This is a genomic window from Kitasatospora sp. NPDC088264, assembly GCF_040685715.1.
Taxonomy (GTDB): domain Bacteria; phylum Actinomycetota; class Actinomycetes; order Streptomycetales; family Streptomycetaceae; genus Kitasatospora.
Genome location: NZ_JBFBIR010000025.1, coordinates 17,468 through 36,095, shown reverse-complemented (window position 1 = coordinate 36,095; position 18,628 = coordinate 17,468). Strand labels below are relative to the sequence as shown.

The 18,628-nt window shown below is 71.1% G+C and carries 12 protein-coding genes; all 12 read left to right on the top strand.

The features are described from left to right. Positions 1-43 precede the first annotated feature (43 nt). The 12 genes from AB0O82_RS20625 to AB0O82_RS20570 all read left to right on the top strand — a co-directional run bounded on the left by AB0O82_RS20625 (position 44) and on the right by AB0O82_RS20570 (position 18,519). Positions 44-226, top strand: coding sequence for an SPOR domain-containing protein (locus tag AB0O82_RS20625; protein ID WP_363585430.1), 183 nt, complete (start codon positions 44-46; stop codon positions 224-226). Positions 227-236: 10 nt separating this feature from the next. Beyond that, entirely contained in the window at positions 237-653 is a 417-nt protein-coding gene (locus tag AB0O82_RS20620) for an NUDIX domain-containing protein (RefSeq protein WP_363585429.1), read from the top strand. Positions 654-832: 179 nt separating this feature from the next. Next, entirely contained in the window at positions 833-3,586 is a 2,754-nt protein-coding gene (locus AB0O82_RS20615) for a SpoIIE family protein phosphatase (protein ID WP_363585428.1), read from the top strand. 368 nt (positions 3,587-3,954) lie between these two features. Beyond that, positions 3,955-6,450, top strand: coding sequence for a SpoIIE family protein phosphatase (locus AB0O82_RS20610; RefSeq protein ID WP_363585479.1), 2,496 nt, complete (start codon positions 3,955-3,957; stop codon positions 6,448-6,450). Between the two features lie 92 nt (positions 6,451-6,542). Beyond that, on the top strand, positions 6,543-8,390 hold the full coding sequence (locus AB0O82_RS20605) for an ABC transporter family substrate-binding protein (RefSeq protein WP_363585427.1): 1,848 nt from the start codon (positions 6,543-6,545) through the stop codon (positions 8,388-8,390). Between the two features lie 273 nt (positions 8,391-8,663). Next, on the top strand, positions 8,664-10,568 hold the full coding sequence (gene typA, locus AB0O82_RS20600; protein ID WP_063347962.1) for a translational GTPase TypA: 1,905 nt from the start codon (positions 8,664-8,666) through the stop codon (positions 10,566-10,568). Positions 10,569-10,997: 429 nt separating this feature from the next. Further along, positions 10,998-12,635, top strand: coding sequence for an ABC transporter substrate-binding protein (locus AB0O82_RS20595; RefSeq protein WP_363372516.1), 1,638 nt, complete (start codon positions 10,998-11,000; stop codon positions 12,633-12,635). Positions 12,636-12,776: 141 nt separating this feature from the next. Continuing rightward, positions 12,777-13,703 carry an ABC transporter permease gene (locus AB0O82_RS20590; RefSeq protein ID WP_363372519.1) on the top strand — a complete coding sequence of 309 codons (927 nt, stop codon included), beginning with the start codon at positions 12,777-12,779 and terminating at the stop codon, positions 13,701-13,703. Continuing rightward, positions 13,696-14,640, top strand: coding sequence for an ABC transporter permease (locus AB0O82_RS20585; protein ID WP_363585426.1), 945 nt, complete (start codon positions 13,696-13,698; stop codon positions 14,638-14,640). Before AB0O82_RS20590 ends, AB0O82_RS20585 begins: the two co-directional genes overlap by 8 nt. A gap of 19 nt (positions 14,641-14,659) precedes the next feature. Then, complete coding sequence (locus AB0O82_RS20580) at positions 14,660-15,712, top strand: ABC transporter ATP-binding protein (RefSeq protein ID WP_363585425.1); 1,053 nt, start codon at positions 14,660-14,662, stop codon at positions 15,710-15,712. Continuing rightward, a complete protein-coding gene (locus tag AB0O82_RS20575) occupies positions 15,705-16,721 on the top strand; it encodes a dipeptide ABC transporter ATP-binding protein (protein WP_350879925.1) in 1,017 nt (338 codons plus the stop codon). The genes AB0O82_RS20580 and AB0O82_RS20575 overlap by 8 nt, the downstream gene beginning before the upstream one ends. Positions 16,722-16,893: 172 nt before the next feature. After that, positions 16,894-18,519 (top strand): ABC transporter substrate-binding protein, encoded by a 1,626-nt coding sequence (locus AB0O82_RS20570; RefSeq protein ID WP_363585424.1) that lies wholly within the window; start codon positions 16,894-16,896, stop codon positions 18,517-18,519. Positions 18,520-18,628: the final 109 nt, after the last annotated feature.

Genomic DNA, 18,628 nt, shown 5'->3' with positions numbered 1-18,628 from the left:
CCCCGGCCCGACCCCCACGCAGGCCGGGGATACGCTCCCCGCCATGAGCGCCTTTCGGGTGATGCGGCAGGACGACAACGGCAACCGCTTCCTGGTCGCGGCCGGGCTCGACCGCGTCGCGGCGGAGCGGCTGGCGGTCGAGTTCGAGGCCCGCGGCCACAAGCAGCTGTACTGGGTCGAGGCCGAGGCCGCCGCTGCGGACGGCGCGGGGCCGGACAGGACCTAAGGTCGGGCCCATGGACAAGGCGAGCGAGAACCCCGTCGAGCCCCGGATCGTCGTCGGCGGCGCCCTCATCCACGGGGGCCGGGTGCTCGCCGCCCGGCGCAGCGCGCCCGCGGCGGTGGCTGGGCGCTGGGAGTTCCCGGGCGGGAAGGCCGAACCCGGCGAGACCGAGGCGCAGGCGCTGGAGCGGGAGCTGCTGGAGGAGCTGGGTGTCCGGGCGCGGGCGCTGGAGCGGCTGCCGGGCGCGTGGAGCGTCCGGCCGGGTCTGGAGCTGCGCTTCTGGGCGGCCGAGCTGCTGGCCGGCGACCCCCGTCCGCTGGAGGACCACGACGAGCTGCGCTGGCTCGGTCCGGCCGAGCTGGACAGCGTCGACTGGATCGAGCACGACCGCGACGTCCTGCCGCACGTCGCCCGGTTGCTCCATGCATAGGGCGGCCTGAGCCGGTGTGCGACGCGCGGGGTACGGGGTAGGTCAATCAGACAAGACGACCCGGCGGCCGGGATAGCCTGGGTTCTGCTGGGTATGTCACTTTTCGGCACTATTCGTCACCATCGGTGAGCCGTCCCAGCCGGCGACGCCGATCCCGACCAGAGCCGGAGGCCCCGTCGGTGTCGAGTACCGGGAACGGCGGCGGAGGAGCACCGCGGACAGGCGCCGCGGGGAGCGCAGCCGCCCGCGCCCGGCTGCGCCGGGGCGCCCGGCCCGCCGCCCCGCAGCCACCGGCCGGCCGCCGTCGGCGGGACGCCGCCGATGCCCCCGAAGCCCCGCGGCCCGACCAGCCGGCGCCGACCCTGGCCGTCCCGGTCTCCGACCCGGGCCCCCAGCCCGGCCTGCGCAGCCGGCCCGCCCGGCCGTTCCCCGGTGGGCCGTCCGACGCCCCGTACGGCCCCGGCGGGCCGGCCGAGGGCAGCCTGCTCGACATGCTGAAGGTCGCCATCGCGATCCTGGACACCGCGGGCCGGGTGGTGCTCTGGAGCCCGGCCGCCGAGGAACTGCTCGGCTGGCCGAACGAGCTGCTGGTCGGCCGCCGGATCGACGAGCTGATCCCCGACCAGGAGCAGGTCGGCCGGATCCGGGCCGCGATCCAGGACACCCTGCGCCACGGCCGCTGGGCCGGCAACGCCGAACTGCGCGACCGGGACGGCGTGCCGATCGCGGTGGACGCCAGGATCTCCCTCCTGGTGGACGGCGACGGCACCCCGTTCCTCCAGGTCAACATGGCCGAGGCGGCCGCCGTCCGGGCCGTCGAGCGCGACCTCGCCGTCCGTGACGCGCTGTTCGAGCAGTCCCCGCTGGGCATCGCGATCATGGACACCGAGCTGCGCTACACCGCCGTCAACCAGACCCTGGCCGAGATGAACGGCGTCGCCCTGGCGGACCACGTCGGCCGGACCACCGGCGAGACCCTGCCCGAGCGGGCCGCCGACGAGGTCACCGCGATCCAGCGCCAGGTGCTGGCCACCGGCGAGCCGGTCATCGACGTCACCCTCGCCTCCCCGGTCACCGCCCGCTCCGGCTACCGCTCGATCTCCTACAGTCGGATGACCGACCGCTCCGGCCGGGTGCTCGGCATCTCCGGCACCGTGATGGACGTGACCGAGCGCTACCGCGCCGTCGCCAAGGTCGAGCACGCCCGGCGCCGGCTCTCGCTGCTCAACGAGTTCGGCTCCCGGGTCGGCGACCTGCTCGACGCCGCCCGGATCGCCCAGGAGCTCGCCAGCTCCGTCGTCCCCCGGCTCACCGACCACTCCGCGGTGATCCTGCTGCAGGCCGTCGCGCACGGTGACGACCTGCCCCGGCACGGCCACGACCGCCGCACCTCGCTGCTCCAGCTCGGCACCGCCTCCGTCCAGGACGGCCCCGAGGTCGAGGTGATGCTCCGCCGCGGCGCCCGGATCACCTTCGCCGAGGACTCCGCCTGCGGCCGGGTGCTGCGCACCGGCGTCCCCGAACTGCTCTCCGGCGCGGACCAGCTCGACGACGTGACGTACCCCGGCGACCCGAAGACGCAGGCCGCCCACGACCTGGGCGTGCACTCCATGCTGGTCGTCCCGCTGCGCGCCCGCGGCATCGTGATCGGTCTGCTGCTGGTCAGCCGGGGCGGCTACCGGGAGGGCTTCGACCGGGACGACCTGGCCTTCACCGTCGAGCTGGCTGACCGGGCCGGCAGCTCGCTGGACAACGCCCGGCTGTACGCCCGCGAGCGCACCGCCGCGCTCACCCTCCAGCGCACCCTGCTCCCGCAGCAGGTCCCGCAGCCCACCGGCGTCGAGGTCGCCTACCGGTACGTGCCCGGCAGCAGCGGCGCCGAGGTCGGCGGCGACTGGTTCGACGTCATCCCGCTGCCCGGCGACCGCACCGCGCTGGTGGTCGGCGACGTGATGGGCCACGGCCTGCGGGCCGCCGCCACCATGGGGCGGCTGCGCACCGCCGTCCGGGTGCTGGCCGCCCTCGACCTGCCGCCGGACGTCCTGCTGCGGCACGTCCACGAGCTGGCCGACGACCTGGCCCAGGGCCCGGACGAGGCGCTGCTCGCCACCTGCGTCTACGCGGTGTTCGACCCGGGGACGGCCAGACTGACCGTCGCCAAGGCCGGGCACATCCCGCCCGTCCTGGTGGTGCCGGGCGAGGAGGGCGGGGAGCCGACCCGGACCGGCGGCCCGCTGCGCGGCGGCGCCGGCCGGATCCTCGACCTGCCCTCCGGCGCCCCGCTCGGCGTCGGCGGCGTCCCGTTCGAATCCGTCGAGCTGAAGATCCCCGAGGGCAGCCTGCTCGCCCTCTGCACCGACGGCCTGGTCGAGTCCCGGGACAAGGACCTCGACGTCGGCCTCGGTCGGCTGGTCACCGTGCTCCAGGAGCCGCACGCCTCCATCCAGGCCGCCTGCGAGGCCGTGCTCGACACCATGGAGCAGGGCCGCGAGCCGGACGACGTCGCGCTGCTGCTGGCCCGGCTCGGCCACGGCCAGGCCGGTACCCCGACGGCCGGCTGGACCCTGCCCGCCGAGCCCACCGCCGTCTCCCGGGCCCGCCGGCTGGTCCGCTCCACGCTCGCCGAGTGGGGCGTCGAGGAGCTCACCGACACCGCGGAGCTGCTGGTCAGCGAGCTGGTCACGAACGCCGTCCGGTACGCCAGCGCCCCCATCGGCGTGCGGCTGACGCTCGGCGAGACGCTGCTGGTCGAGATCTCCGACCCGCTGCCCGAGCCGCCCCGGGAGCGGCACGCGGCCGAGGCCGACGAGGGCGGCCGGGGCCTGGAACTGGTCCGCCGCCTGGCGCTGCACTGGGGTGCCCGGGCCGAGGGCATCGGCAAGGTGGTCTGGTTCGAGCAGGCGCTGCCGGGTAGTGAGCCCGAGGAGTCATAGGGAGCGCAGCGGGTCGGGGGCGCGAGCCCGAGCGGGGGCGAGGAGGGCGGGACCGCATATGCCAGCAGGTGGCCGGGGGGAGCGCGCAGCCCGGAAGGGGGCGCGGACGTGGCATTGTGGTTGCGCGGGCGGTAGGACAAAAACCTTCGCCCGATCTGATGTTGTGATGTTGAGGGCGTGTGAACGTACCCCTCGATGATGAATACTCGGTCTTCTCGACATCCGGACGGTCGCGGGTTGGAGGGGTCGGTCCGTTGAACAGCACCCCGGCGCGGAACGCGCCGAGCAGCAGCGGTCATGCTGTCGTGCCCGGGCAGGCCGGTTCACCGCACCTGCCCGCGCCGGCGGACCCGCCCGGCGCCGGCCCCGTGGGCCTCGGTCACCACCCCGGGGCCGCGGACCAGCCGCGGGGCGCGGGCGGCCCCGGGTCGATCTACGACTACATCCGGGTCGCCACCTTCACCATCGGCCCCGACGGCCGGATCAGCCAGTGGAGCGAGCGCGCCGCCGAGTTCTTCGGCGTCCCCGCCCCCGACGCCGTCGGCGCCGACCCGATCACCACCTTCGTCCCCCGCGAGCTCTGGCAGCGCGGACGCGCCCGGCTGGAACGCGCCCTGGCCGGCGAGGAGTGGGTCGGCACCACCCCCTACCGGGACGCCGTCGGCGGCGAGGGCCTCGCCGAGCTCTACCTGATGCCCGACAGCGCCCTGCCCACCGCCGGCGCCACCTGCCTGGCCGTCGACCTCGGGCGGCTGCGCCGGGTCGAGACCGACCTCGCCGCCTCCGAGGCCGTCTTCGGGCAGACGCCCACCGGCTTCATCCTGTTCGACGACCGGCTGCGCCTCCAGCGGGTCAACGACGCCTTCGCCTCCGGCATGGGCCTGGCCCCCACCGACCTCGAAGGCCTCACCCCGCACGACCTCTTCCCGCCGTCCGAGGCCGACCGCCTCACCGCCGCCCTGCGCAAGGTCCTCGCCACCGGCGAGCCCGTCTTCGACCTGCGTTTCCACGGCGCCGTCCCCACCCGCGAGGGCAACCGGCTCTGGGCCGTCTCGCTGTACCGCCTCAACGGCGCGGCCGGACAGCCGATCGGCGTCGCCGGGCAGGTCTCCGACGTCACCAGCCGGCACGTCGCCGAGCGCGAGGCCGACGGCGTCCGCCGCAACCTCGCCCTGCTCAACGAGGCCAGCGCGCACATCGGCTCCACCCTCGACCTGGAGACCACCGCCAAGGAACTGCTCGACGTCGTCGTCCCGCCGTTCTGCGACCTCGCCACCGTCGACCTGTACACCGCGCTGCTCTCCGGCGAGACCGTGCCCAGCGCCGGCCGGCTCGGCGACACCGTGCTCACCGACGGCAGCGGCGAACTGCGCCGGGTCGCCGTCTCCAGCGTCATCGGCGGCGCCTCCTCGGTGCTCGGCTCGGTCACCGGCCTGCCCATCGCCGAGGCCGGCGGCACCCTCTGTTACCCGCGACGCTCCCCGCACGCCCGGGCGCTGCGCACCGGCCGCAGCGTCGTCCCCGAGCCCGGGCCCGACCCGCTGCTGCGCTCCACCCTGATCGTCCCGCTGGTCGCCCGCGACCAGGTGCTCGGCCTCGTCCAGCTCTCCCGCGCGATCGGCAGCGAGCCCTTCGACGCCCGCGACGTCGCCATCGCCGAGGAACTCGTCGCCCGCGCCGCCGTCTGCATCGACAACGCCCGGCTCTACCGCCGCGAGCACGAGCGCGCCCTGATCCTCCAGCGCAGCCTGCTGCCCCCGGGCAACCCGGCCGCCAGCGGCCTGGAGATCGCCTGCCGCTACCTGCCCAGCAACAACAACACCGAGGTCGGCGGAGACTGGTTCGACGTCATCCCGCTGCCCGGCAACCGCACCGCCCTGGTCATCGGCGACGTGATGGGGCGCGGCCTGCGCGCCGCCGTCGCCATGGGCCAGCTGCGCACCGCCGTCCGCACCCTCGCCATGCTCGACCTGGAGCCCGGCGAGGTGCTCACCGCCCTCGACGAGATCGCCCGCGGCCTCGGCGGCGACACCGTGCCGGCCGGCCCGCCCACCCCGTACGGCCGGCTCACCTCCGCCGCCGACGAGGAGGCCCGCGAGGTCTACCTGGCCACCTGCGTCTACGCGGTCTACGACGCCGTCACCCGGCGCTGCTGGATCGCCAACGCCGGCCACCTGCCGCCCGTCCTGCTCAGCCCCGGCGAGCCCGCCCGGATGCTCGACGTCCCGCCCGGCCTGCCGCTCGGCGTCGGCGGCGAGCCCTTCGAGGAGGTCGAGCTGACCCTCCCGGACGGCGCCATCCTCGGCCTCTACACGGACGGCCTGGTGGAGAGCCGCAAGCACCAGCTGGACGAGGGCCTGCGCGGCTTCCGCACCGCGCTGTCGGCCAAGGGCAAGGGCCTCGAAGAGCTCTGCGAGCACGTCCTCGGCGAGCTCAACCCGCACCACGGCGAGGACGACATCGCCCTGCTGATGGCCAAGGTGCACGCCTTCCCCGAGGACGCCGTCGGCAACTGGTTCCTGCCGCCCGAGCCCACCTCCGTCGCCAAGGCCCGCGAGCTGGCCTGCAGCTGGCTGCTGACCCGCGGCCTGGAGGAGCTCGTGGACACCACCGAGCTGCTGGTCAGCGAACTGGTCACCAACGCGCTCAAGCACGGCCGGGGCGAGATCCGGCTGCGGCTGCTGCGCGATCGCGGCCTGGTCTGCGAGGTCTGGGACGACGGCTACGCCCAGCCCCGGCAGCGGCGCGCCCAGGAGACCGACGAGGGCGGGCGCGGCCTGCAACTGGTCAGCCTGCTGGCCGAGCGCTGGGGCAGCCGGCGGACGCCCAAGGGCAAGATCGTCTGGTTCGAGCTGGGCCTCTAGGCCGGTCGCGGTTCGGCCGTCCGGGTGCAGTCGGCGGGCGGTTCGCCGTGTCGGCCCGGGCCCGGGCGCCCGGACGGCGTTCCATGGCCGCCATGCGCGTCCGCCAGCTCACCTCCGCAGCCGTCGCGCTGCTGCTCGCCGCCGGCCTCGGCGGCTGCTCCGACGGCCCGGATCCGGCCCGTACCCCCGACCCCGCGCCGGCCTCGGCCGACCCCACCTCCGGCACCGGGGACGTCCGGGCCGCGGACCGCACCGCCGTCCGGGGCGGCGGCAGGCTGCGCTGGGCCGTGGACGGCGTCCCGGCCACGCTCAACGTCTACCAGGGTGACGCGACCGCCGACTCGGCACTGCTCGCGCACGCCCTCTACCCCTCGCTGTTCCGGCCCGACGGGCACGGCCGGCTCGTCCCCGACCCGGACTACCTGGCCGGCGCCGAGTCCACCCCGCCCGGGCAGCAGCCGCAGGTCGTCACCTACCGGCTCAACCCGCGCGCGGTCTGGAGCGACGGCACCCCGCTCACGGCCGCCGACCTGACCGCCCAGCGGGCCGCCCTCTCCGGCCTCGACCCGACCTACCAGGGCGGACGCCCGGCCGGGTACGACGCCATCGACGCGATCGCCCAGGGCGCCGACCCGCACGAAGTCCGGGTGACCTTCCGGCGCCCGTACGCCGAATGGCGCTCGCTGTTCGGCCCGCTCTACCCGGCGGCCGAGACGGCCACCCCGGCCGCGTTCAACCAGGCGCTGACCGGCGGAGAGCACCTGAGCGCCGGGCCGTACACCGTCTCCGGGTACGACCCCGCGGGCGGGCAGGTCGTCCTCGCCCGCAACCCGCGGTGGTGGGGGGACCAGCCGAAGACCGACCGGATCGAGTTCATCGCCGCGCCGCCGGAGGGCCGGTTGGACGCGCTCGACCAGAACCGGCTGGACATCGCCCCGCTCACCGCGGCGGTGGACCAGGCGGTGCCCGCGCCCGCCCCGGCCGCCTCCGCCACGCCCACCGCCTCCGCCACACCGACCGCCACCCCGGGCGCCTCCGATACGCCGACCGCCGAGGCGGCGCCCCCGCCCGCCGCACCCGAGGCCGCGGCGCTGGCCCTGCGGCGGGCCGAGGGACTGCACGGCGTCATCGTGCACCGGGCCGTCGGCGCCTCGCTCACCCAGCTCACCCTCAACTCCGCCCACGGCCCGCTCGCCGACCCGGCCCTGCGGCTCGCCCTGACCCGCGCCGTCGACCGGCGGCGGATCGCCGACGCCGCGCTCACCCCGCTCGGCCTGCCCGGCGCCCCGCTGGGCAGCCACCTGCTCGCCGGCGACCAGGACGGCTACCGCGACAACAGTGCGGCCGCCGGCCCGGCCGACGCCGCCCGGCTGTTCGACGAGGCGGGCTGGAAGCGGCCCGACACCGGCGGCACCCGCACCAAGGACGACAAGGAGCTCACCCTCACCCTGCTCGTCCCGGCCGGCTCCGCGACCGCCAAGCGGACCGCCGACGCGCTCACCGCCGACCTCGGCGAGTCCGGTGTCGAGGTGAAGGCCGTGACCGCGTCCGCCGACACCTTCGTCCAGGACCAGCTGGCCGCCGGGGAGTACGACCTCGCCCTGTTCTCCTGGCCCGCCGGCACCAGCCCGGCGAGCGAGCAGCGGCCCGTCTACGCCAAGCCCCGGCCCGACGCCGACGGCACCCTCGACCCCGGCAGCAACTACGCCCGCAGCGGAACCGAGGAGATCGACCGGCTCTTCGACCGCGCCACCGCCGAGCTCGACCCGGCCGCCCGGCTCCGCCTGCTCCAGGAGGCGGACGTGCGGATCTGGCAGCTCGGCCACTCGGTGCCGCTCTACCAGCGGCCCGAGCTGGTCGGCGTCCGGGCGGGCGTCGCGGGCGCCGGGGTCTGGGGGTACGGCTGGCCGCGCTTCCAGGACGTGGGGTGGAGCGCTTGAGCCCGTTCCCCGGGCCCGCCGGAGCCGGTCGGGGAGCGAACAGCGGGTGACGAACGGGTGGCCTGCCTGTGATCTTGATCCCGCCCGACCTGCCCGTTTCTGCTCACCTGGGCGCTTCCCCGTACGATAGGAGGAAGCCGGGGCATGTCCGTTGCCACGGCGGGTGGACCGGTAGTAGCAGGCGGAACGGGCGGCGGCGATCCAGCAGGGATCGCTGGTCGGCGTCTCGCGGCCGGGCGCCGTAACCCACGATTCCAGGAGAATCAGCTAGGCATGCCCACGCGCAACGACATCCGCAACGTCGCTATCGTCGCCCACGTCGACCACGGCAAGACCACTCTGGTCGACGCCATGCTGAAGCAGGCCGGCGCCTTCGCCGCCCACCAGCACCTGGACGACCGGATGATGGACTCCAACGACCTGGAGCGCGAGAAGGGCATCACCATTCTCGCGAAGAACACCGCCGTCAAGTACCACCCGAAGGATGGTGGCGCGCCCATCACCATCAACATCATCGACACCCCGGGCCACGCCGACTTCGGTGGCGAGGTCGAGCGCGGTCTGTCGATGGTGGACGCGGTCGTCCTGCTGGTCGACGCCTCCGAGGGCCCGCTGCCGCAGACGCGCTTCGTGCTCCGCAAGGCGCTCACCGCCCGGCTGCCCGTCATCCTCTGCATCAACAAGACGGACCGCCCGGACTCCCGGATCGACGAGGTCATCAACGAGACCTACGACCTGTTCCTGGACCTGGACGCCGACGAGGACCAGATCGAGTTCCCGATCGTCTACGCCTGTGCCCGTGACGGCGTCGCCTCGCTGACCAAGCCGGAGAACGGCACCGTCCCGGCCGACAGCACCAGCCTGGAGCCGTTCTTCTCCACCCTGCTGGAGCACGTCCCGGCCCCGACGTACGAGGCTGACGCGCCGCTCCAGGCCCACGTCACCAACCTCGACGCCGACAACTTCCTCGGCCGCATCGCGCTGCTGCGCGTCGAGCAGGGCGAGCTGCGCAAGGGCCAGACCGTGGCCTGGATCAAGCGCGACGGCACCATCTCCAGCGTCCGCATCTCCGAGCTGCTGATGACCGAGGCGCTCACCCGCAAGCCGGCCGAGGTGGCGGGCCCGGGTGACATCTGCGCCGTCGCCGGCATCTCCGAGATCATGATCGGCGAGACCCTCGCCGACCCGGAGAACCCGATCGCGCTGCCGCTGATCACGGTGGACGAGCCGGCCATCTCGATGACCATCGGCACCAACACCTCGCCGCTGGTCGGCCGTGGCGGCAGCGGCAAGGGCGCGGACGCGAAGTCCAGCGGCAAGGTGGACCGCAAGGTCACCGCCCGCCAGGTGAAGGACCGCCTGGACCGTGAGCTGATCGGTAACGTCTCGCTGCGCGTCCTGGAGACCGAGCGCCCGGACGCCTGGGAGGTGCAGGGCCGCGGTGAGCTGGCGCTGGCCATCCTGATCGAGACCATGCGCCGCGAGGGCTTCGAGCTGACCGTCGGCAAGCCGCAGGTCGTCACCAAGCAGGTCAACGGCAAGACCCACGAGCCGGTCGAGCGCCTCACGGTGGACGTGCCGGAGGAGCACATGGGCGCGGTCACGCAGCTCATGGGCGTCCGCAAGGGCCGGATGGACAACATGTCCAACCACGGCTCGGGCTGGGTCCGGATGGAGTTCGTCGTCCCGTCCCGCGGTCTGATCGGCTTCCGGACCGAGTTCCTCACCAGCACCCGCGGCACCGGCATCGCGCACTCGATCCACGAGGGCCACGAGCCGTGGTTCGGCACCCTGACCACCCGCAACAACGGTTCGCTGGTCGCCGACCGGTCCGGCGTGGTCACCGCCTTCGCGATGACCAACCTCCAGGAGCGCGGCGTGCTCTTCTGCGAGCCGGGCACCGAGGTGTACGAGGGCATGATCGTCGGCGAGAACTCGCGCGCCGACGACATGGACGTCAACATCACCAAGGAGAAGAAGCTCACCAACATGCGTTCCTCGAACGCAGACGTGGCCGAGTCGATCGTCCCGCCGCGCAAGCTCTCGCTGGAGCAGTCGCTGGAGTTCTGCCGCGAGGACGAGTGCATCGAGGTGACCCCGGAGACGGTTCGCATCCGTAAGGTCGTCCTCGACGCGAAGGACCGCGGCCGCACCGCCTCGCGCGCCAAGAAGGCGTGATCCGGACGGCTTGACCGGCCTTTGGCCGGAATGCTTCGCCCCCCTTTCCCATGGAGAGGGGGGCGAACTTTTTCAACTACTCCAAGTTGTCGACGGGCGTATTAACGGAATAGCGCTCATCACTCCCAGGTGTCCGCTGAGCGAACGTGACAGTTCGTCATTCATGACGACTGTCCGTTTGGTGCCTGTCTGGCTATGTCTCTTATGTCCGGTTTTCGAAACTTACCGACTGTTCATGTGACCTAATTGAGATCGTCACTGGTCACTTTCGTGTCCGTGCGTGACGGATAGTGGGTGCAGTCAGGCTCGGGTCAAGGGTGACGCGCAGGGGTGCGCGCCGAAACCACGAGCGCGGACGGCACAGCGGGCCAGGTAACACCCGTCCGCAGTGCCCTCCTCGTTGCAACGTCGAATTCAGGAGGCACACCGATGCGTGGTGGGAGCCAGGCCAAGTGGGTTGTCGCAGCTGTTGCGGTCGCCCTCGCCGCGACTGCTTGTAGCAGTGGCGGTTCCACCGGTGGGAGCAGCTCCGATGGCGCTGCGGTCAACGCCCAGGGCGTGTTCAGCTACCAGAGCGGCGAGCCGCAGCGTCCGCTGCAGCCGGCCAACGCCATGGAGAACCAGGGCGGCCGCATCGTCAAGCAGCTCTTCCAGGGCCTCGTCGACTACGACCCCGCCACTGGCGCCCTGCGTAACCAGGTGGCCGACAAGATCGAGACCACTGACGCCAAGAACTACACCGTCACGCTGAAGTCCGGTTGGACCTTCCACGACGGCACCCCGGTGACGGCCAAGTCCTTCGTGGACTCCTGGAACTGGTCGGCGAACACCAAGAACAACCAGATCAACTCGGACTGGTTCTCCGACATCGTCGGCTACGACGCCGTTCACCCGGAGAAGGGTGACCCGACCGCCGACACCATGTCCGGTCTGAAGGTCGTCGACGACACGCACTTCACCATCGAGCTGAGCAGCCCGGTCTCGTACTTCACGTACAAGCTCGGCTACTCGGCCTTCTACCCGCTGCCGACCGGGTTCTTCTCCGACCCGGCGGGCTACGGCCAGAAGCCGGTCGGCAACGGCCCGTACAAGTTCGTGTCGTGGGAGCACAACAAGGCCATCACCCTGGCCGCCTTCGACAAGTACGCGGGCACGAACAAGGCCAAGAACGGCGGCATCGTCTTCCGGAACTACACCGCCGGTGAGGCCGCGTACAAGGACCTGATGTCGGACACCCTCGACGTCCTGGACCAGGTCGACTCGACCGACCTGCCCAAGTACAAGGACGACCTGGGCAAGCGCGCGGTCGACCAGCCGCAGGGCGCCATCCAGAACATCTCCTTCGCGCTGTACAACGCCGACTGGAACGCGCCGGAGAAGGCCAAGGTCCGCCAGGGCCTGTCGATGGCCATCGACCGCGACACCATCACCAAGACCGTGCTGAACGGCACGCGTCAGCCCGCCGACGGCTTCGTGGCGCCCGGCGTCATGGGCTACAAGGCCGGCGCCTGCGGCGACGCCTGCAAGTACGACCCGGCCAAGGCCAAGCAGCTGATCGCCGAGGGCAACGGCGTGCCCGGCAACAAGATCACCATCCTCTACAACTCCGATGGTGGTCACAAGGAGTGGGTCGACGCGGTCTGCAACTCGATCCGCCAGGCCACCGGCGTCGAGTGCCTCGGTGACCCGAAGCCGGACTTCAAGACCTCGCGCGACATCGTGACCAAGCGTCAGGTGTCGAGCATGATGCGTACCGGCTGGGTGCAGGACTACCCGCTGAACGCCAACTTCCTGCGCGACGTCTACGGCACCGGTGCGGCGGCGAACGACGCCGGCTACTCCAGCCCGGAGTTCGACAAGCTCTCGAAGGAGGCCGACGCGGCCACCACGGTGGAGAAGACCACCGAGCTCTACCAGCAGGCCGAGGCCGTCCTGGCCAAGGACATGCCGGCCATCCCGCTCTGGTACTACAAGACCAGCTCCGGCTGGTCCAACAACGTCCAGAACGTGAAGTTCGACTCCTTCGGCAACCCGGTCTACACCGACGTCGAGGTCAAGAAGAAGTAATCGGTCGGCACCGCCTGACCCGGTGACAACGGCCGGTGCCCGTCCCATCCCCACAAGGGCGAGGACTGGCACCGGCCGTTGGCACGCCGACTTATCTCTGGCCGGGATGACGGGCCCGGCAGAGTCATACATGGAGGCACGATGGGGCGCTTTGTCGCAAGGCGACTGCTCCAGATGATCCCGGTCTTCCTCGGAACGACCGCGCTCATCTTTTTCATGGTGCACGCGCTGCCGGGTGACCCGGTGGCCGCGATGTGGGGCGACAAGGCGCCGGACCCGGCCCAGCTCGCCGCTCTGAGGCACCAGATGGGCTTCGACAAGCCGCTGGTCCAGCAGTACCTCGACTACATGGGGAAGCTGCTCACCGGTGACTTCGGAACCACCCTGGACCAGCGGCCGGTGCTCGACGTGATCACCGATGCGCTGCCGGTCACCACCCGGCTGGCGCTGTTCGCGTTCGCCATCGAGATCGTGCTCGGCGTCACCATCGGCCTCTTCGCCGGTCTGCGCCGCGGCAAGGCGTTCGACAAGAGCACCCTGGTCCTGACCCTGCTGCTGATCTCGATCCCGGTTCCGGTGCTGGGCTTCATCTTCCAGACGGTCTTCGGGCAGAACCTGAAGTGGGTCACGCCGACCGTCCAGGACAGCAACGACATCACCCAGCTGGTGTTGCCGGCGTTCGTGCTCGGCTCGCTGTCGCTGGCGTACGTGGCGCGTCTCACCCGTACCTCCATAGCCGAGAACATCAAGGCCGACTACGTCCGCACCGCGGTGGCCAAGGGCCTGCCCCGGCGCAAGGTGATCGGCACCCACCTGCTCCGCAACTCGATGATCCCGGTGGTCACCTTCCTCGGCACCGACCTGGGCGCCCTGATGGGTGGCGCGATCGTGACCGAGGGCATCTTCAACGTCAAGGGCATCGGCAACGCGCTCTACGCGGCGATCAACCACAAGGAGGGCCCGACGGTCGCCGGCTTCGTGGCCTTCCTGGTGCTCGTATACCTGGCCGCCGGCCTGATCGTCGACCTGCTTTACGCGGTCCTGGACCCGAGGATCCGTTATGCCTGACCTGACCGAGAAGAAGACGGCCGAGGAGATCCCGGCCCAGCGTGGCGCCGACACCCCGGCGGCCAAGCCCGAGAAGGCCCGCAGCCTCGGCTCCGACGCCTGGCACGACCTGCGCCGCAAGCCGATCTTCGTGATCTCCGCGCTGCTGATCCTGCTGCTGATCGTCATCGCGATCGCCCCCGGGCTGTTCACCTCGGCGGACCCGCGCGCCGGCGACCTGCGCGCGCACTACCTGACGAAGCCGAACTACAGCCACTTCTTCCAGGCGGACTGGTTCGGCTACGACCTCCAGGGCCGCAGTATCTACGCCCGGGTGATCTACGGCGCCCGCGCCTCGGTCGTCGTCGGCATCTGCGTCACGGCGGGTGTGACCATCCTCGGTGGCATCACCGGCATGCTGGCCGGCTACTTCGGTGGCTGGGTCGACACGATCATCTCCCGGGTCACCGACATCTTCTTCGGCATCCCGCTGCTGCTCGGCGCCCTGGTCATCCTCAACGCCTTCACCTCGCGCACCATCTGGAGCGTGGTCTTCGCGCTGGTCTCCCTGGGCTGGACCCAGATGACCCGTGTCATGCGCGGTTCGGTCATCACGGTCAAGCAGGCCGACTTCGTGACGGCCGCCAAGGCGCTCGGCGCAGGCACCAGCCGGATCCTGTGGAAGCACATCCTGCCGAACGCGGTCGCCCCGGTGATCGTCGTCGCCACCATCGCGCTCGGCGGCTACATCGCCACCGAGGCGACGCTGAGCTTCCTCGGCATCGGTCTGCAGGACCCGACCATCTCCTGGGGCATCGACATCAACACCGCCCAGAAGGTGATCCGGACCGCCCCGTTCGCCCTGTTCTTCCCCGCCGGAATGCTGAGCCTCACGGTTCTGGCCTTCATCATGCTCGGCGACGCGGTGCGCGACGCCCTCGACCCGAAGCTCCGCTGAGAGAAGAGGTGACGACCCGATGACCACCGTGATCGAGAACAACAACCAGAAGAGCGGCCGACTCGAAGTTGGCACCCCGCTGCTGGAGGTCAAGAACCTCCACGTGGAGTTCCACACCCGGGACGGCATCGCGAAGGCCGTGAACGGCGTCAACTACTCCGTCGCGGCCGGCGAGACGCTCGCCGTGCTCGGAGAGTCCGGCTCCGGCAAGTCCGTGACCGCCCAGACCATCATGGGCATCCTGGACATGCCGCCCGGCAAGGTGACGCAGGGCGAGATCCTGTACCGCGGCCAGGACATGCTCAAGATGGGCAACGAGGAGCGGCGCAGGATCCGCGGCCAGAAGATCGCGATGATCTTCCAGGACGCGCTGTCCTCGCTCAACCCCGTGCTCAGCGTGGGCTACCAGCTCGGCGAGATGTTCCGGGTGCACCAGGGCGCCTCCAAGAAGGACGCCAAGGAGAAGGCCATCGAGCTGATGGACCGGGTGCGCATCCCGGCCGCCAGGCAGCGCGTCGGCGACTACCCGCACCAGTTCTCCGGCGGCATGCGCCAGCGCATCATGATCGCCATGGCGCTCTCGATGCAGCCCGACCTGATCATCGCGGACGAGCCCACCACCGCCCTGGACGTCACCGTCCAGGCCCAGGTGATGGACCTGCTCGCGGAGCTCCAGGCCGAGTACAACATGGGCCTGATCCTGATCACCCACGACCTCGGCGTGGTCGCCGACGTCGCGGACAAGATCGCCGTGATGTACGCCGGCCGGATCGTCGAGACCGCCCCGGTGCACGACCTGTACGCCAACCCGGCGCACCCGTACACCAAGGGCCTGCTCCGCTCGATCCCGCGCCTGGACCAGAAGGGTCAGGAGCTCTACGCGATCCAGGGCCTGCCCCCGAACCTGCTGAAGGTCCCGGCCGGCTGCGCGTTCAACCCCCGCTGTGACGTCGCCACCGACCTGTGCCGCACGGAGATCCCGGCGCTGCACCAGGTGACCGACAAGGACGGCAAGGAGCTCACCGGCCGCCGCAGCGCGTGCCACCTCTGGAAGGAGACCCTCCATGGCTGAGCCCATCCTGGAGGTCAAGGACCTGGTCAAGCACTACCCGCTGAGCCAGGGCATCCTCTTCAAGAAGCAGGTCGGCGCGGTCAAGGCGGTCGACGGCATCTCCTTCGAGCTGGCGAAGGGCGAGACGCTCGGCATCGTCGGCGAGTCCGGCTGTGGCAAGTCCACGCTGGCCAAGGTGCTGATGAACCTGGAGCGGGCGACCTCCGGCCAGGTGCTGTTCAAGGGCGAGGACATCTCCAAGCTGTCCGGCCAGGCCCTCAAGGCCGTCCGCCGGAACATCCAGATGGTGTTCCAGGACCCGTACACCTCGCTGAACCCGCGCATGACGGTCGGCGACATCATCGGGGAGCCCTTCGAGATCCACCCCGAGGTGGCGCCCAAGGGCGACCGCCGCAAGGCCGTCCAGGACCTGCTGGACGTCGTGGGTCTGAACCCGGAGTACATCAACCGGTACCCGCACCAGTTCTCCGGCGGCCAGCGCCAGCGCATCGGCATCGCCCGCGGCCTCGCGCTCAAGCCCGAGATCATCATCTGCGACGAGCCGGTCTCCGCCCTGGACGTGTCCGTCCAGGCGCAGGTGATCAACCTGCTGGAGAAGCTGCAGGGCGACTTCGGCCTGTCGTACATGTTCATCGCGCACGACCTCTCCATCGTCCGGCACATCTCCGACCGCGTCGGCGTGATGTACCTCGGCAAGATGGTCGAGATCGGCACCGACGAGCAGATCTACGACAACGCCACCCACCCGTACACCCAGGCGCTGCTCTCCGCGGTGCCGGTGCCGGACCCGACGGCGCGCGAGAACCGCGATCGGATCATCCTGACCGGTGACATCCCCTCGCCGGCCAACCCGCCGTCCGGCTGCCGCTTCCGCACCCGCTGCTGGAAGGCGGAGGACCGTTGCGCCGAGGAGATCCCGCTGCTCGCGGTGCCCTCGGTGCTGAAGGGCCCGGCCGCGCACGAGTCGGCCTGTCACTTCGCCGAGGTCCGGGAGCCGGCCGCCGCCTGACTCCCCGTGGCATCCCCGGAAGGGCCCGTGGCTTCGCGCCGCGGGCCCTTCCGTCGTTCCGTCAACTCACGGGGCGTCCGGTGCACCCGTCCGGGTGCACCTGACTCGCGCCGTCGTCCGGGCGCGCTTCTCATGGGGTGTGATGCGACACACACCACGAGGAGGGACTTCCATGCCCGTAGCCGCCCGTGCTCGCTGGGTCCTCGCCGCTGCGACATCCGTGGCCCTGGTGGCCACCGGGTGCAGCAGCGGCGGCGGCGGAAGCAGCAACAGCTCGTCGGACAGCAGCAAGAGCTTCAGCTACCAGAGCAGTGAGCCGCAGAACCCGCTGCAGCCGGCCAACGCGAACGAGGTCGGCGGTGGTCGCATCATCCAGAACCTCTTCAAGGGGCTGGTCGACTACGACCCCGCCACCGCCAAGATCCGGATGCAGGTCGCCGACAAGATCGACACCAGCGACTCCCAGACCTTCGACGTCACGCTGAAGGACGGCTGGAAGTTCCACGACGGCACGCCGGTGCACGCCAAGAACTTCGTGGACTCCTGGAACTGGAGCGCGACCACCAGCAACAACCAGATCAACAGCTCCTGGTTCTCCGACATCGAGGGCTACCAGGACGTCCACCCCGGCAGCGGCCAGCCGACCGCGACCAAGATGTCCGGCCTGACCGTGGTCGACGACCTGCACTTCACCGTCAAGCTCAGCAACAAGGTCTCGTACTTCGAGTACAAGCTCGGCTACATCGCCTTCTCCCCGCTGCCGGACGCCTTCTTCAACGACCCGACCGGGTACGGGCAGAAGCCGGTGGGCAACGGCCCCTACCAGTTCGTCAGCTGGAACCACAACACCGAGGTCGTCACCAAGGCCTTCCCGGACTACCAGGGCGTCGACAAGCCGAAGAACGGCGGCATCGTCTTCAAGATGTACACCACGTCCGAGGCCGCCTACGCCGACCTCCAGTCCAGCAACCTGGACGTGATGGACCAGGTGCCGCCGTCCGCGCTGGCGACGTACAAGAGCGACCTCGGAGACCGGGCGATCGACGCCCCGCAGGGCGCCATCCAGAACATCGGCTTCACCCTCTACCAGGCCGACTGGGCCGCGCCCGACAAGGCCAAGGTGCGCCAGGGCCTGTCCATGGCGATCGACCGCGACACCATCACCAAGACGGTGCTGCAGAACTCCCGCAAGTCGGCCACCGCCTGGGTGGCCGAGGGCGTCGAGGGCTACAAGGACGGCGCCTGCGGCGACTTCTGCAAGTTCGACCCCGCCAAGGCCAAGCAGCTGATCAGCGACGGCGGCGGCGTCCCCGGCAACAAGCTGCTGATCACCTACAACTCCGACGGCGGCCACAAGGAGTGGGTCGACGCGGTCTGCAACTCGATCCGGCAGAGCACCGGCGTCGAGTGCCTCGGCGACCCGAAGCCCGACTTCAAGACCGCGCGCGCCGCGATCACCGGGCACCAGGTCAACGGCGCCTTCCGCACCGGCTGGGTGCAGGACTACCCGCTGAACGCCAACTTCCTGTCCGACGTGTACCGCACCGGCGCCGCGTCCAACGACTTCGGCTACAGCAACCCGCAGTTCGACCAGGCGGCCACCAAGGCCGACGAGGCCGCCAGCGTCGCCGACACGGTGACCGGCTACCAGCAGGCCGAGGCGGTGCTGCCGAGCGGGATGCCGGCTATCCCGCTCTGGTACTACCGCACCAACTCGGGTTACTCGACCAAGGTGCAGAACGTGAAGTTCGACTCCTTCGGAAACCCGGCCTGGACCCAGGTCGAGGTCAAGGGCTGATCCCCCGACCCCTCGCGCCGGCCCCGCCCTTCCCGCACGGAGGGCGGGGCCCGGCCCTCCCGGCCGACCGTCCCCGGCCGGCCGTGCACCCAGGGCACGTCTAGGAAGG